Consider the following 15,411-nt stretch of genomic DNA (forward strand, 5'->3'; position numbering starts at 1 on the left):
CGATTGAGTTTGGCATCCCGGCGTGCCGCCGTCGGGTTCGCGGGCTGCGCCCCACGCTTCGTGCCGAATCCCGGCCATCCGGCTTTGACCGCTGATGTCTCCGGCCCTTGCGGGCCTGCGCGCTGCGCTTGCCAAAATCAGGGTTTGTGACGGGTGGGGTGGGGCGGTCTTGCTGTTCCCTTCACCGTATCACGGGGGGGGGGGCATAAAGGGGGGGGGGGGCCGGCCCGCTTGCGGCCCGGCGGCCGTCTGCGACCCCTGACTGCTTGCGCTGCGCCGTGCTGAACACGGTTCTGGGCAATTCCGCCCGAGTAACCGGAGCACGATCATGTCGCAACAATTTTTTCCCACTTTCGATTCTGCCTTGCTGGTACGTGACGCGCAGGGGCGCTATCTGCCGGCGACAACCGACCAGATTCTTCAAGCGGCACGCCACGCGGTTGAGCAAAAACTGTCCCGAGGCACTGAATTTACGTCGCCAACGGTCGTCAAGGAGTATCTGACGGCGAAACTTTCGGGCTTCGATGTCGAGGTGTTCGCGGTTCTGTTCCTGGATTCGCAGCATCGCTTGATCGAATATGTGGAGATGTTCCAGGGGACGCTCAGTCAGGCGTCGGTCTATCCGCGTGAAGTCGCCAAGGCGGCATTGAATCGTCACGCGGCCGCTGTGATCGTGGCGCATAATCACCCGAGCGGCAATCCCGAGCCGAGCGCGGCGGACAGGGCGCTGACCGCGCATCTCAAGAAGGCGTTGGCGCTACTCGATGTCAACACGCTGGATCATGTCGTGGTGGCTGGGCAGGAAACGGTGTCGTTTGCCGAACGCGGCTTGTTGTAGGGATAGGGGTTTCGGCCCCTTTTTTGCGGCGCCTGGGTGCGTGGCACGAAACCTTGGGCCTAGTGGGCTACGGCCCTGTAACCAATCGCGTGACGCCTGAATCAAGCTGCGCTGGGAAGCGGCTTCTGCATGAAAGAATTATCAGGTGCTGCTAGTTGCAATATTTTCACGAGCCACATCCAAATTCAGGCAATAGTACTTGCTAGAACATCTGCTCATTGGTGAATGGTACCGGCCTGCCGGCTGGGCGTCTCGGTCGAACTCATGTCTCCATTGCAGCGACCTGTAGTAGTTGGAATCCAAGTAGAGCTGGTATGGGCCGTGTTTCTCAGATTTGATGGCCTGGTGGGCTGCCTGATCAACACTGAGGAGTTGCGCAAAAGGCAGGCCGAGGCTATTGAGAGAAATATGATTGCCTTTTGCTGAGCGGTGAATCACCTTCCCATCACTGTATTCGTTGAAGCCTTGTGTGATGCAGGCGTAGCAGCCCAAGCCGATATGTTCTTCGAAAGCGCCAAATATAACTTCCACAATATCTATTAGCTTTTCAGGGGCATAGGTATATGAAGTTTTATTATCGAATGCGCCGACAGTCCAGTCGAGTTTTACAAGCACACTGTCAGCAAAGCTGAACATGGCTATACCCGGGTTGCTTTCCGCAATGCTATCTAGAGCATTTCTTAAAGACAAGAGTTTGGATTCTTTGAGACTACCAGCATTAAGCGCTTTCTTCACTCCGATAGCATCCACCAGGGCGAAGGCGCTATAAGGTCTCCTGTGTAGATCTTCAATCCAATCGTTCGAAACAAATATTCTCGGTTTTTCATCAATATCCCGGCAGCCTACACAACATAAAAATTCGCTTCTGGGGAGTCTGAGAACTACTTCATGAAACCGATCGAGTACGTTCGGGTACCAAGAAATTTCCAGATGATCTTCTGAAATTGAATTAACTGCTGCGTATGAGATATAGCCGACAGGATCAGGATTCTTTCTCAAGTACACATCTTCTATGTATTGCTCGTAAGCAGGGAACCATTTCTCTTGCATCAGAAAAATGTCCTGGTTTAACGGAACATTCTCAAATTTGTAGTGGTTGATTTCTTGTCGAGAGAACATGGTGAATGCCTAACAGCAGTTGTTCGCATCGAATGTATCAGAATAAAGCGAGCAGGTGATGGGGTTTCCTGCGCTCAGGACATAACGTCATTATTTCATAGCGTCTCTGCTGCCGCAGACCGCGCAGCTCCAGGTTCGCTAACTGCTCATCCCTAACGGGACTGGCTAACGCCAGCCTTGCACATCCCTGACGCCTACGGCCCGCTCCCCGCTTCGGGCCTGCGCGCTGGCGCTTGCCTGCGGGCAGCACCACAGGATGGCCGTTACCTGTCCAGCCATCTTTCCTGACTTCATCACCTTATCCGCGACTGTAGCCCGTGGCCGCGGGCCGTCAAGGCGCGCCAGGCCGTGTCCTCGGCTGCACCTGCGGGCCGCACCAACCTGACGCTTTCTTCCTTGACGGCCCACGTTCGTGGGCTCCTGACCGTCGCGGGCGACGAACTCAGGAAAGACGGTGGCAACGAGGCCAACCGGGTTCTTCGTGCCGACCGCACATCAAAAAGCTCAAAAGCGTTGGGCTTCCGAATCTTGGAATCCGGTGTGCGGTGAACAGCAAACCCATTTTTTATTTGTCAGGAGAAATAACCATGCTTGCATCCCGTTTTGCTTCCCGCTCCCCTGTACTGCGCAGCGATTACCCGCTATCCGATGACCAAATCCGGGCCGTGGTTCCGTCCATCTATGCCGAGGCACCCCACGATAGCCGTTCAGAACGCTACCGCTACATCCCCACGGCGGCGGTACTGGCGGAACTACGGAAGGAAGGTTTTCAACCCTTCATGGTGACGCAAACCCGCGTGCGTAACGAAGACCGGCGCGAACACACCAAACACATGATTCGCTTGCGTCATGCCAATCAGGTTAATGACAGCATCGCCAACGAAATCATTCTGTTGAACTCGCACGATGGCACGAGCAGTTATCAGATGCTGGCTGGCGCGTTCCGTTTTGTTTGCGCCAATGGCCTTGTATGCGGCGACACCGTGGCCGATGTGCGCATTCCACATAAGGGCGACGTGACCGGGCACGTCATCGAAGGCGCTTATGAGGTATTGAGCGGTTTTGAACAGGCGCAAGAATCCCGCGAAGCCATGCAGGCCATTACGCTGGACGAAGGCGAAGCCGAAATCTTTGCCCGCGCCGCGCTGGCCTTGAAGTACGACGACCCCGACAAGCCCACACCCATCACCGAAAGCCAAGTTCTCATGCCGCGCCGGTATGACGACCGCCGCCCAGATTTGTGGATGGCGTTTAACCGCGTACAGGAAAACCTCACTAAAGGCGGTTTGCGTGGCCGCAGCGTCAACGGTCGCCGCCAAAGCACCCGCGCCGTGCAGGGCATTGATGCCGACATTCGCCTGAACCGTTCCCTGTGGCTGTTGGCCGAGGGCATGCGCCAGTTGAAAGCCTGATTCCCCTCACGTGGCAGGGGCAGGCAGCCACCCTTGCCGCGTCTTTCATGGCTGCATTTTCACAAACCAAAAGGAATTTTCATCATGAACGCTATCAACCAAACCGAAACCCAAGCTATCGAAACCACCACGCAGGAAATCGTAGCCCCGGCGCAAGACCTGATTTTGGTGCCGCTGTCGCAGCTTCGCGCCTCCAAGCGCAACGTACGCAAGACCAAGACCGCAGGCCAGTCTATCGACGCGCTGGCCGCCAGCATCGCCCGCGTGGGGCTACTGCAAAACCTCACTGTGATTCTGGCCAAAAATGATGAACATTACGAAGTCGTGGCCGGTGGGCGTAGGCTGGCTGCGTTAAAACTGCTGGCCAAGACGCGCCGCATACCGAAGGAATGGGAGGTGCCGTGCTTGCTGGTGCCTTACGCCAACGCCCGCACTATCAGCCTGACCGAGAACGTGCAACGCGAAGCCATGCACCCGGCAGACCAGTTCGAAGCATTCGCCGCGCTGGTGGCCGAGGGCCGACCCATTGAAGACATTGCGGCAGATTTCGGCGTTACCCCACTGGTGGTGCAGCGCCGTTTGAAGCTGGCGAACGTCTCGCCGCGCCTGCTGGCGGATTACCGCGCTGATACCGTGAACCTTGACCAGTTGATGGCGCTTGCCATCACTGACGACCATACGGCACAGAAAGCCGCGTTTTATGAAGCACCCGAATGGCAGCGCCAGCCCCCACGCCTTGCGTGATCGGCTCACCGAGCGGGAAATTGACGCAGGTCATGCGCTGGTGCGTTTCGTAGGGTTGGATGCCTACGAAGCCGCAGGCGGTGGCGTTCGCCGTGATTTATTTGCGCAAGACGATACCGGCGCCTATGTGACCGATGCCGCGCTGCTGGAAACCTTGGTGCGCGAAAAACTAGACGGCCACGCCGCAACAGTGAAGGCCGAGGGGTGGGCATGGGTGGATGCCGCACCCACCGCCACCTATGCCGATCTGCAAGTCTTTCAGCGTGCTCCGCGAGAACGACGCAACCCCACCAAGCGGGAAAGCGACCGGATGGAAAAGCTGGAAGCCAAGATGCAGGCCATTGGTGAAGAACTCGATATGGCGCTGGAAGATGACGACGAGGAAAAGGCCGACGCCTTGCAGGAGGAAGGCGACCGCGTGGGCCAACAGTTACAGGTGCTGGAAGATCGTTTGCTGGACTACGGCCCGAACGTTAAAGCCGCCGCCGGGGCTATTGTCACCCTTGATCGGCAAGGTCAGATTGTCGTGCATCGCGGCCTGATGCGCGAAGCCGAAGCCCGCGCATTGCGCACTTTGGAGCGGCTGCGCCAGGGTTTCAGCGACGAGGACGGCCCGAACGGCGACAGTGAGGATGACGACCAGCCCAAGATCGCTTCTATGTCCGACCGGTTGGCGCAACGCTTGAGCGCCCACCGCACCGCCGCGCTGCAAATCGAACTGACTCGGAATCCGCAAGCAACACTGGCGGCTGTGGTGCATGGCATGGTGCAAACCGTATTGCAACGTGACCGCTATCAACGCGACAGCATGCCGTTAGGCGTAAACCTGACCGTACAAGATCGGCTGGAAGGCATTGCCCCCGATTGGACAGAATCGCCCGCCGCCGTGGCGCTGGGCGAATTGCAACAGGATAGCCGGTGACACTTTGCCCGGGGATGACAGTACGGAATTGTTTGCCACGTTGCTGGAAATGCCGCAGGATGAATTGCTGGCGCTGTTGGCGGTATGCGCGGCGGCGACCGTGGATATGGTCACGCCTCGCGCTACAACTACAGCAACCCGGCGCGGGACTGGCGCAAGCCGTGGGGCTTGACATGGCGACATGGTGGCAGCCCACCTTTGAGGGCTACTTTAAGCATATTTCCAAGGCCATGATTCTGGACGCTGTAGGCGAGTTCGCGCCTGACCACGTTTCCCGGTTGGAAAAGCTGAAGAAGGCCGAGATTGCCAGCGAAGCCGAACGGTTGGTGGACGGTACAGGTTGGATGCCCGCCGTCTTCCGGGCGCAAGCATCGCAGGATACCACCACCGAAATTGAAGCCGAAACCGAAAAAGCGGCTGATGCTGTAGCCGCATAATCCTGACGATAAGCAAGCGCCCCGGTTCAGGCCGGGGCGCTTCGCCGTCCAATCAGCATCGGCCCCAAAGCCCCGACGCTTTGGGGCCGATAGTCAAAATCCGGGCGCTACATAGCCGCGCCCGGAGACAACCCAAAAGCAAATCAGCCGGATGCAGCCCCCAAGGCTGGCCCGGACTCAAAGGCGTGAAGCACAAAATTGCCGCCGCAGCATCCCGGCTGGATGCTGCGGCGGCGGTCTTGCGCGAGTATTTCCCCGCGCAGCTTGCGGGGCTGGACGTGCTTTCCAGCGGGGTCACGCTGACCGATCAGCCCAGAGATCAGGCAACACCGTCATGATGGATAAAACACGCCCCATTTAGTCGCAGGGCGCAGGAAACAAGGCGTGCCATGAAAACTTCACGGATTATGCACAGGCTTGCTCACAGAATCTGTGGATAAAACTGTGCGTGTCGACGCAAGCGCCGCCGGGCTTTCGGGCTACGCCCCATGCCGACCTTGTCGTCACGGCCATTCGGCGTCAATCCCTCACGCCTTCGCGCCTGTCGCGCTGCGCACTTCGTTTGCGGGTTGCACTGCGGGCAACCATTCAGGCACAGCCGCGTTTCACGCAGAAGTTTTCAATGAAAAACCCAGTGGCACTGTGGGGCGGTCTTGCTGTTCCCTTCACCGTATCACGGGCTGCTCGCCGTCAAGGGCTGCACGTGCTGGCACGCTTGCGGCCTGGCGGCCGTCTGCGACCCCTGACCGCTTGTGCTGCGCCGTGTTGGACACGGTTCCGGGCAATTCCGCCCGAGTAACCGGAGCACGATCATGTCTGAACAATCCTTTTCCTCTTTTGATTCCGCTTTGCTGGTGCGTGACGCGCAGGGGCGCTATCTGCCAGCGACCACAGACCAGATTCTTAAAGCGGCCCGCCAGGCGGTAGATCAGAAAATGGTGCGCGGAACGGCCTTTACATCACCAACCGTCGTCAAGGAATATCTGACGGCGAAACTGGCTGGCTTCGACGTGGAAGTATTCGCTGTCCTGTTCCTTGATTCCCGGCATTGTCTGATCGAATACGTGGAAATGTTCCAGGGCACGCTGAATCAAACATCGGTCTATCCGCGCGAAGTCGCTAAGGCGGCGCTGCATCATCACGCGGCCGCAGTCATCCTGGCGCACAATCATCCCAGCGGGAATCCTGAGCCAAGCGAGGCGGACAAGGCGTTGACTACCCATTTGAAGAAGGCGCTTGCGCTCTTGGATGTTCGTACATTGGATCATGTCATCGTGGCCGGTCAGGAGACGGCATCACTTGCCGAGATGGGTATGTTGTAAATCCTGGGGGCTTCTGCCCCTTTTGCGCGTCGCCCGGATACGGCGCATGCGCTTTGCTTGCAATAAACAGCGCCCCGCCAAACGGCGGCGCGGGTAACACTACGCCAGGGCTTGCTGCCGCAGGTTGCACGTAAGCGTGCCGTCCACGATGCTGGCAGCACCTTGTCTGAGACATCACGAGGGGCGGCTCACTGATAACTCGCCCGGCCTGCTTATGGAACTGCCACACCACGCTTTCAATTCAGCGCCGCAGTGCGCGGCGGGGGTGTTCTCGCCTCGCAACGGAAGACTGAACCTTGCCCGCATCAGTGCACATGCCGGTGAAGGAGTCATGCGGGGCACCGATTCCACCATGTCTCCTTTGCAGGACGGTCGGCCTGTACGTCCTTGTCTTGTCGTGAATCCTGGCGGGGGGGCGGCTGCGCCTTCGGGCTGATTGGCCGCAACCATCCAGCACGAACAATTTCCCCGCCGCCGGGGGGCGGCTTCCTCGCGAGACAAATTGTTTGTGCTTCCCGGCCCTTCACGCTGTTACGGCCGCTGGCGCGGTGCGGCCAGCCCACCCCCGCCGACCGGATCACAACAAGGACGCACTGGCGCGACCTTGATACCCTGAAAGGAGAATTACCATGGCTACTATCGGCACCTTCACCGTAGACAAAGACGGCTACACCGGCACACTGCGCACTCTGACGCTCAACGTCAAGGTCAAGCTGGTTCCCAACGACAAGGGAGAGAATGGCAAAGCCCCCGACTACCGCCTGCAGGCAGCGGGCAACGACATCGGCGCGGCGTGGCAAAAAACCAGTTAGGCCGGGCGCGAATACCTATCCGTGACCCTGGATGACCCCTCGTTCCCCGCCACGGTCTACGCTCGCCTGATCGAAAACGAGGACGGCACGCACGACCTGCTGTGGTCGCGCAGCAAGCCGTAAGCGGCTTAACCCTCACGGCCCCCGCCTTTTGGCGGAGCGCTTTCGCGTCTGGTGCGCCCAACGGCGAGTTGCGGCGCACGGATCGTAGACCCTACAGTGAAACCTTACCTTCGGTAAGCTGATTTTCTGTCGCGGTCATCAGCACTGCCGTGCTGCATTCCAGCGCGCCGGCGATCTTGAAGATGACTGACAGTGTGGGCGCGTGCTCGCCGCGCTCGATCTTGCCCAGGTGGGAGCGCTCAATGACGGCCATGTTCGCCAGGGTTTCCTGGGCGATGCCGCGTTCCGTGCGCAGCGCGCGCACCGCCATGCCGAAGGCTTGCGCCAATTCGGCATCGAAGGTGGTGGCACCCAAGGGGCGGCCGCGCTGGATGGGACGCTTGCTCATAGACACAAGCGTCGTTCCACGGCACAATTAAAACCACGTTATCTTTAACTCATTCATTCAAGTTTCTTCTTTTTCCTGTGTAATGAAGGAAATCCGTATTTCTGGATTTCCGTAAAACCGGAGAATCGCAATCGTGCTTTTCTTGCTTCGCACCGACGCGGCATTACGTATCTACGTTTGCCCGGATTCCATACAAACCGCTTTCGCGCTTTCGCACAAAGACGCGAATGCAGATCAGCGGCTTTACGCTTTGGCAGCGCAGCTGTGAATCCTTCTCTCATCACCGATGAGGAACGCGCACAACTGCTCGCCAATGGGCAGGCCCGCGCGGCTGGGCAGACCATCGACCCGCTACCGGTGGTGCGGCTTTTCACCCCGGATGCGCACCTGACCTGGCTGCTTACCGAACTCGACGCGGACGATGGCGATACGGCCTATGGCCTGATCGACCTGGGGCTGGGCATGCCCGATCTGGGCACGGTACGGCTGTCTGATCTGATGCCCATCGTCGGGCCGCGCAAACAGCCCGTGATGCGTGACCGCTATTTCCGGGCGGCGCGCCCGCTATCGGAATACGTCCGTCTCGCACAGGAAAACGGCTCAATCACCGATTAACTGGTGGGAGATGGCCGATTGCGAGGCAAGCGCGCCACATCCAAACAAGGCGTATTGAGACTATTTCCATCATATTCAAGACCCATTCGGTCTGAATCAGGCGTCTTGCAGAATAGCGCAGCGGCCCAGACTTAAATAGTCATGATCTTTTTCGCCAAATGCGGCAGGGTGATGGATGCTGCATGCTGAGATTGCAGCGGAGCCATCGTCGCATTCGAATGAACCGCGCAATAGTTAAGCCCAATCGGACTGGAAATTTTTAGTTTAATTTTATTTGATTGGTAGCTAAGTCTTAACGCATTGAAACTGCGCTGTGTAAGATTTCCATGACGGTAGGCCCGCTGAAATTCGGGGGTTTGCGTTATGGCGGATTCGACCATTCACCATTGGTATCCGAGCGCTGCGTATCTGTACGTGCTGTATCTGGATGGCCCGGCGTTGGCCTGGGAGTATCTGCGACGGCATCCTGATTACCAGCAAGATTGGCAGAATTTGCAGACTCAGCCAGATGCGGGGAAACAGGCCGCTCACCACTGGGGCTTGCGCTTGCTGGAAGATCCGGCCCTGGATGCGCGCGACGCGCATCCGGTCTGGTTTCCCGATCATGAGGGAGTTCAGCTTTACCCGGATGCCGACCCCTTGCCCGATGCTGCTCTCTTTGGACTTTGGTGCTTTCCAGGCAGTAAACGGATTGTTCACGATGGCAAGCGCCTGGTGCTCTGGCTGCGCTGGCCGGGCTGCCGCCTGCAACTGGCCATCGCGCCCGGCCTGGGCGATGGCATGGCCTACGTCTATGCCATCCGCGCGAGCGCTACGTCACGTACCCACTATCCACCGGCTCTGGCCGATGACGCCGTGCCCATTGCGGTCGTTCGTCCGCGCCCGACCTTGTCGGCCTTGCAGGAGCTGCACACTCTGCAGGCGCTGGATGCGACCCTGGCGGGCGCATCCTTGCGCGATGTGGCCCAGGGGCTGTTTCCCGAGCAGGTCACAGAAGGCGATTGGCACGCCGACGGCGCGTTGCGCGCCCGCGTGCGTCGCCTGGTTCGCCGGGGGGAGGCGCTGATGCGCGGCGGCTACCGCCGCCTGGCACATCTTCCCATGCTTGAACAGGGACGATCTGCACCCCATGCAAAACGTCCCTGAGCAGCTTGCCCGGCTTTGTTGAGACTGTCTCCATCCGGCAGCGCTGGTGCTGCCGACGATACCGAACGATGGAGGTTCATGTCATGCGACCCGCTCCCTTACGGCCTGCCGCCGTACCCTCAGCCACAACCACGCCCGCACAGCCACAGCGCTACTTGACCAACGACGAAGCCGCCCAATACTTGCGCCTGTCGCCGCGCACGCTGGAAAAGCAGCGCGTGATCGGCGGCGGGCCGAAATTTCGCAAGTTCGGCCGGCGCGTCATGTATGCAGTGGCCGATCTGGATTCCTGGGCCGATGCGCGCAGCTACGAGGCCACCTCCGACCCCGAGTATGCGCAGCGTCATGCGGATGACTACCGTGACGGCCGCTGACCTGTATCGCGCTGGTGGCCGTCGCCATGTCTCGCCTCTTGCTGTCGTCGCGGCAACCGCCCGCGCTCCAGCAGACGCCGCAGGAACAGCTCGACCTGTTCCGTGCGTTGCCGGGCGACATGGCGCCGCGCGATGCCCAGGATTTGATGGCCTATCCGTTCTTCTCGCTGGCGAAGTCGCGGCGCGTCGCGCCCATCGACTTTCGCAGCGGGAACGTGACCATTCGCGTGGAGGGCACGCAGGAACACGGCATTGCCACCATCTGGGATGCGGACATCCTCATCTGGGCCGCCAGTCAGATCGTGCAGGCCCGCGATGCGGGTATCCCGCCTTCCCGCAGGATGCAGGCCACGCCTTACGAGATTCTGCGCTTTATCGGGCGCGGCAAGTCGTTACGCGACTACCAGCGCCTGAAAGCCGCGCTCGACCGGCTGCAATCCACAACGGTGGCGACATCCATCCGCGAAACCACCGGGCGGCGCTTGCATCGGTTTTCGTGGATCAACGAATGGAAGGAGCTGGCCGATGCCGGCGGCAAGCCGCTGGGCATCGAACTGGTTCTGCCGGACTGGTTCTATGCGGGCGTGCTCGATGCGGCGCTCGTCTTGACCATCGACCCGGCGTATTTTCGCCTGACTGGCGGCATCGAGCGCTGGCTGTACCGCCTGGTGCGCAAGCATGGAGGCAAACAGGAAACCGGCTGGCAATTCGATTTCCGCTACCTGCATCAGAAGTCCGGCAGCACCGCCAAACCCTACGCCTTCGCCTGCGATCTGCGCGCCCTGGTGGCGAAGCAATCGCTGCCCGGCTATGTCCTGGGTATCGAGCTGGTGGCGCACGAAGGGCGCGAACTGCTGACCTTCCGGCCGGTGCCGCCCACGGCACGGGGATAAGTCTGTGGAAAGGCTGTGGATATCCTGTGAATAGTGTCGTGCTATCAGACGTGCGAGGTATCGTGCTATCAGGCGTGGGACTATCGTGCTATCAGGCGTGTCAAACGGCCGCAAACCCGCGCCGCTATTGGGTTTGCGCAGCCCTTAACTTATCTAACTTAACTACTCTAACGATTAGTAGAGGGGCGTCGTCTCGGAAAGCAGCGATCCAGTGGCCCGGAATCGCAGGTCATTTCCACCACCAAAAAAACGGTTTTGCAGGGCAAACCAAGCGGCGGTTTTCAGTTTGGAGGGCCAAGCCATGATCGTCGCCTTGCTCAATCAAAAAGGCGGGGTGGGCAAGACCACGCTTGCCACGCACATTGCCGGTGAACTGGCTTTACGCGGTCAGCAGGTCATCCTGTTGGATGCCGACCCGCAAGGCTCATCCCTGGACTGGACGCAGCGCCGAAGCCAGCAAGGGCTACCCAGGTTGTTTAGCACCGTGGGCTTGGCCCGCGAAACCTTGCATCAAGAGGCGCCAGAACTCGCCAGGCGCGTCGATCACATCATCGTCGACGGGCCGCCCAGGATCGCCGCCTTGGCGCGCTCCGCGCTGCTAGCAGCCGAATATGTGCTGATTCCGGTGCAGCCCAGCCCTTATGACGTGTGGGCCAGCGCTGAGATGGGTGGCGCTCATTCATGAGGCACAGGTATTCCGGCCTGTGCTGCAGGCAGCATTTGTCATCAACCGGCGCGTGAGCACCACCGTCATTGGGCGCGAAGCCCGGCAGTCGCTGGCCGAACAGACCCTTCCGGCGCTACGCGCCGAGGTTCGGCAACGGATCGTCTTTGCCGATAGCGTGGCCGCCGGTCGCCTTGCCCGGGAGTCGGCACCCGAGAGCGCCGCCGCACGGGAAATCACCGCGCTAGTGGACGAACTGCTGGGGTGGTCGACATGACCGCCAAGCCGCCACCCAATGTCAAACCCAGGGCCGCGACCAGCCCCACATCCACCGGCAAGCGCGTCGGCATCGGTGCGCGCCCGCCCGCGAATCCGCACGCCGAGGCGTGGATACTGCAGGGCGACGCCACGGCGCTGAACAAGGGTGACCTCTATACCGCCCGCCTGACCCTGGACATTACCCCCGCGCTACGCGCGCGTATCAAGGTGTCGGCCTTCACGCAAGGCGTGACGGTGGCCGATCTGCTGCGCGGCATTCTGGAGCGGGAGTTTCCATTGAAGGACACGCCATGACCGTATCCCCATCACCTACCGCGCCCGGCCTTGCGGCCAGCGTTCCGCTGACTCGCGTGTCGCTTGCCTACATCGAAACCCGTTTGAAACTCTACCTGCGCTTTGGCGAGCCGGCGCGCATTGTGACGCTCGACCATTGGCGGCGCTGTGCGATCTTCCTGCCCGGCGCGATGTTCTGCCGCATGCTCTGGGAAGCCAATGACTACGGCACGATCCGCTGGCAGCTCATGGTGATGCAGGCTTGCACACCGTTCGATGCTCTGCAGCGCCTCCCCGGCGTGCAGCCTGGGGCGCGGCTGCTTTTGAAGGCCGAGGGCGAGCAGGCCGTGCAGGCGGTGCTGCAACGTATCGACGCCATCGAGGCGCTGAGCATCGCGCCCGCTGCCTCCTCGCCCGCGTACTGGCGCACGCTGGGCAACCGGCTCGCGGCGCGCTTGCCGTTGCCCGAATACAGCATGGAACGGCATGCGGCGTGGCTGGCCGGGAGGGTACTGCGATGAACAGGATTCCATCGTCTGCCCATGCGGCGGGCAACACGGCCCGTCTTCGCTCGCGCTTGCGCGCACGCCTTGCGCTGGCTGCTCTGTGCACCATCGGCCTGGCTGCGCTGGCCTGGGCGTCCTTTGTGCAGCCGCTACCGCGCCTGGTCTACAACCCGTCTGATAGCGTTTCCGTCGGCTGGTATCGCATCCAACCGTTCCATCGTCGGCCTCACTCCCTGCCGGTAGGAAGCATCATTCTTACCCGATTGCCTGCTGATGCGGTGGCGCTCGCCGCCCAGCGCGGCTACCTACCGGCCCACATTCCACTGCTCAAACGTGTGGGCGCGGTCGCGCCACAACACGTTTGCATCGTGCAGGGCCAGGTACGCATTGACGGCGTGCCGGTGGCCGCCGTTCCCTCTGCTGATCGGCTGGGTCGGCCATTGCCATCCTGGCAGCCGTGCCGACCGCTGGCCGAGGGTGAATTGTTCCTGCTGAGTGTCAGCAATCCGGCATCGTTCGATAGCCGCTACTTTGGCCCGGTGAGCGCCGCTGCCGTAATCGGCATCGCGCGCCCAATCTGGCCGGAGGCTCGCCCATGATGTGTACCGATTCCTTGCTCGTCGCCGTGCATGGCATCGTGCTATCAGGCGTGTCTTCATCGTGGTTGTCGGCGTGTCGCGGCGCGTGCAGTGTGGGTGTCGATGCTGTGTCTTCAACACTGCGCTTCGCGTCGCCTTCGGCGCACCCGTCCAACGTGCAGGTGTCTTGCCTTGAACGCGCCTGGCCTGCGGCCCCATCGCTGCGTTCATCGGTGGGCGGGCTGCGCGTGCCGCAGCGCCACCGAGCCGCCGACGCCGGGAGCGAAAGCGACAGGCAAAGGCGGAAGGCAAGACAAAAGGACGCGGCACCTGCCCGCGTCGAAAGCCCGTCTGCACATGGGGGTGGTGCGGCACGGCGCGGCTTTGCCGCTGTGCCGCTTGGGGCGCGTGGCCCGCGCCGATACTGGCATGTCCGCGTGCTTTGCACGCCCGGACACGCTATACCTTTCTAAAGGAACGGCCATGAATGATCGCCATGATGATGACTTTCGCATGCGCCCCAGCGCCCCGAAGGATCGGGTTCAGGGCTTTGTGTCCAAGGTGCTCAAGCAGGTCGGCAAAGCGGGTGGCAAGTCGGCGGTGCGTCGGCCCGCGCTGACCAAAAGCCAAGGCCAGCGAGCGGGTCAACGTCCCGGCTCACGCCTGGGGCGCGGCCACACGGCGGCGCGTTTCGCGGGGGCGACGCTTACGCCATTCTCGCGGCGCGTCACCATCAAGACCTTGTTGGTCAATCAGCGCCAGGCCAGCCCGCAATCCTTGTCCCGACACCTGCGTTACGTCGAGCGAGATGGTACGGGCCGCGACGGTGAACCGGGGCGGGCTTATGGGCCGCAGGTGGATGAAGCCGACCTTGACGCTTTCAAGGAACGCTGCGCCGATGACCGTCACCATTTCCGTTTCATCGTCTCGCCCGAGGATGGGGCCGAGCTGGATGACCTGCGCACCTATACCCGGCACCTGATGGGCCGCATGGAAGCCGACCTGGGGACACGGCTGGATTGGGTGGCGGTCGATCATTGGAATACCGACAACCCGCATACGCACGTCATCGTGCGTGGGCGCGACGATGCCGGACAAGACCTCATCATCGCGGGCGACTACATCGCTCAGGGCTTCCGTCATCGTGCTTCTGAGCTGGCAACCGAATGGCTGGGACCGCGCACTGAACTGGAGATCCAACAGACCATGCAGCGCGAGGTGAATCAGGAACGCTGGACGGGCCTGGATCGCACCTTGCAGCGTGAGGTTGGCGATGATGGCCGGGTGCATATCGAACGCTTCAACGAACCCCGGCTGCAACGCCAGCGCTTGCTGCTGATCGGCCGCCTGCAACGCTTGCAGCGTATGAGGCTGGCTGAGGAATTGCAATCTGGCGCTTGGGCCATCCATCCCGATGCGGAAAAGACCTTGCATGCGCTGGGCGAACGCGGCGACATCATCCGCACCCTACAACGGGCCATGAGCGGCCAGTCCCGAGAAATGGCCGTGTTCGAGCCGGGCGAGGATGGTCGCACCATTCTCGGGCGCGTCGCCGCCAAGGGGCTGGCCGACGAACTGCGCGATAGGGGCTATCTGGTCATCGATGGCGTGGATGGCAAGGCCCACTATGTCACGCTCAATGCCCGCGACGAACCGGCGAACTATCCCACCGGCTCAGTGGTGGAAGTGAAAGGGTCCGCAGAAGAACGGGCCGCCGACCGCAATATCGTGGGGCTGGCGAGCGATGGCCTGTACCGCACAGGCCATCACCTGGAGATTGAGCAAGGCCGGGCCAAACCGGGGCGCGATCCGCAGGAAGTTGTCGCTTCCCATGTCCGTCGTCTGGAAGCCTTGCGCCGCGCCGGCATCGTGGAGCGCGTGGCCGAAGGGCTTTGGAAAGTGCCAAACGACTTACCCGAACGTGGTCGCCGGTACGACGTGCAGCGCCTGGGCGGCGTATCGGTGG

14 protein-coding genes and 3 pseudogenes are annotated in these 15,411 nt (G+C 60.9%); 15 read left to right on the top strand and 2 right to left on the bottom strand.

What is annotated here, in order from left to right:
* Window positions 1-328: 328 nt before the first annotated feature.
* Window positions 329-838 (top strand): RadC family protein, encoded by a 510-nt coding sequence (gene radC, locus VDP81_RS11545; RefSeq protein ID WP_323012355.1) that lies wholly within the window; start codon window positions 329-331, stop codon window positions 836-838.
* Window positions 839-979: 141 nt separating this feature from the next.
* Here the strand turns inward: radC (VDP81_RS11545) and VDP81_RS11550 are convergent, their stop codons facing one another.
* Window positions 980-1,957: a hypothetical protein gene (locus VDP81_RS11550; RefSeq protein WP_323012356.1), complete on the bottom strand. Its 978-nt coding sequence runs from the start codon at window positions 1,955-1,957 to the stop codon at window positions 980-982.
* A gap of 587 nt (window positions 1,958-2,544) precedes the next feature.
* Here VDP81_RS11550 and VDP81_RS11555 point away from each other — a divergent pair.
* From VDP81_RS11555 to VDP81_RS11575, 5 genes and pseudogenes are all read left to right on the top strand, one after another.
* Window positions 2,545-3,369 (top strand): DUF932 domain-containing protein, encoded by an 825-nt coding sequence (locus VDP81_RS11555; RefSeq protein ID WP_323012357.1) that lies wholly within the window; start codon window positions 2,545-2,547, stop codon window positions 3,367-3,369.
* A gap of 84 nt (window positions 3,370-3,453) precedes the next feature.
* Window positions 3,454-5,472, top strand: a pseudogene (locus VDP81_RS11560) (ParB/RepB/Spo0J family partition protein).
* Window positions 5,473-5,657: 185 nt separating this feature from the next.
* Entirely contained in the window at window positions 5,658-5,810 is a 153-nt protein-coding gene (locus VDP81_RS11565; protein ID WP_323012358.1) for a hypothetical protein, read from the top strand.
* 474 nt (window positions 5,811-6,284) lie between these two features.
* Window positions 6,285-6,794, top strand: coding sequence for a RadC family protein (radC, locus tag VDP81_RS11570; RefSeq protein WP_323012359.1), 510 nt, complete (start codon window positions 6,285-6,287; stop codon window positions 6,792-6,794).
* Between the two features lie 629 nt (window positions 6,795-7,423).
* Window positions 7,424-7,729: pseudogene (locus VDP81_RS11575) on the top strand (DUF736 domain-containing protein).
* A 91-nt stretch (window positions 7,730-7,820) separates the two neighbouring features.
* On the opposite strand, the gene VDP81_RS11580 reads toward VDP81_RS11575, so the two are convergent.
* Complete coding sequence (locus tag VDP81_RS11580) at window positions 7,821-8,117, bottom strand: helix-turn-helix transcriptional regulator (protein ID WP_323012360.1); 297 nt, start codon at window positions 8,115-8,117, stop codon at window positions 7,821-7,823.
* Window positions 8,118-8,381: 264 nt separating this feature from the next.
* Between VDP81_RS11580 and VDP81_RS11585 the strand changes: the two genes are divergently transcribed.
* From VDP81_RS11585 to VDP81_RS11625, 9 genes and pseudogenes are all read left to right on the top strand, one after another.
* Window positions 8,382-8,732, top strand: coding sequence for a DUF2958 domain-containing protein (locus VDP81_RS11585; protein WP_323012361.1), 351 nt, complete (start codon window positions 8,382-8,384; stop codon window positions 8,730-8,732).
* Window positions 8,733-9,095: 363 nt separating this feature from the next.
* Window positions 9,096-9,878: a DUF7011 domain-containing protein gene (locus tag VDP81_RS11590; RefSeq protein WP_323012362.1), complete on the top strand. Its 783-nt coding sequence runs from the start codon at window positions 9,096-9,098 to the stop codon at window positions 9,876-9,878.
* 83 nt (window positions 9,879-9,961) lie between these two features.
* The gene (locus VDP81_RS11595; RefSeq protein WP_323012363.1) at window positions 9,962-10,252 is read left to right on the top strand and encodes a helix-turn-helix domain-containing protein; all 291 of its coding nucleotides are present in this window, start codon (window positions 9,962-9,964) and stop codon (window positions 10,250-10,252) included.
* Window positions 10,253-10,278: 26 nt separating this feature from the next.
* The gene (locus tag VDP81_RS11600) at window positions 10,279-11,145 is read left to right on the top strand and encodes a replication initiator protein A (RefSeq protein WP_323012364.1); all 867 of its coding nucleotides are present in this window, start codon (window positions 10,279-10,281) and stop codon (window positions 11,143-11,145) included.
* A 301-nt stretch (window positions 11,146-11,446) separates the two neighbouring features.
* Window positions 11,447-12,086: pseudogene (gene parA / locus VDP81_RS11605) on the top strand (ParA family partition ATPase).
* On the top strand, window positions 12,083-12,382 hold the full coding sequence (locus tag VDP81_RS11610) for a chromosome partitioning protein ParB (protein ID WP_323012365.1): 300 nt from the start codon (window positions 12,083-12,085) through the stop codon (window positions 12,380-12,382). Before parA ends, VDP81_RS11610 begins: the two are co-directional and overlap by 4 nt.
* Entirely contained in the window at window positions 12,379-12,882 is a 504-nt protein-coding gene (locus VDP81_RS11615; protein ID WP_323012366.1) for a DUF2840 domain-containing protein, read from the top strand. Before VDP81_RS11610 ends, VDP81_RS11615 begins: the two co-directional genes overlap by 4 nt.
* Window positions 12,879-13,466, top strand: coding sequence for a S26 family signal peptidase (locus VDP81_RS11620; RefSeq protein WP_323012367.1), 588 nt, complete (start codon window positions 12,879-12,881; stop codon window positions 13,464-13,466). The genes VDP81_RS11615 and VDP81_RS11620 overlap by 4 nt, the downstream gene beginning before the upstream one ends.
* Window positions 13,467-13,928: 462 nt before the next feature.
* Window positions 13,929-15,411, top strand: a 1,483-nt coding sequence (locus VDP81_RS11625) for a relaxase/mobilization nuclease domain-containing protein (RefSeq protein ID WP_323012368.1), incomplete at its 3' end; no start/stop codon positions are given.

The sequence above is a fragment of the Castellaniella sp. genome (assembly GCF_034675845.1).
GTDB lineage: Bacteria > Pseudomonadota > Gammaproteobacteria > Burkholderiales > Burkholderiaceae_B > Castellaniella.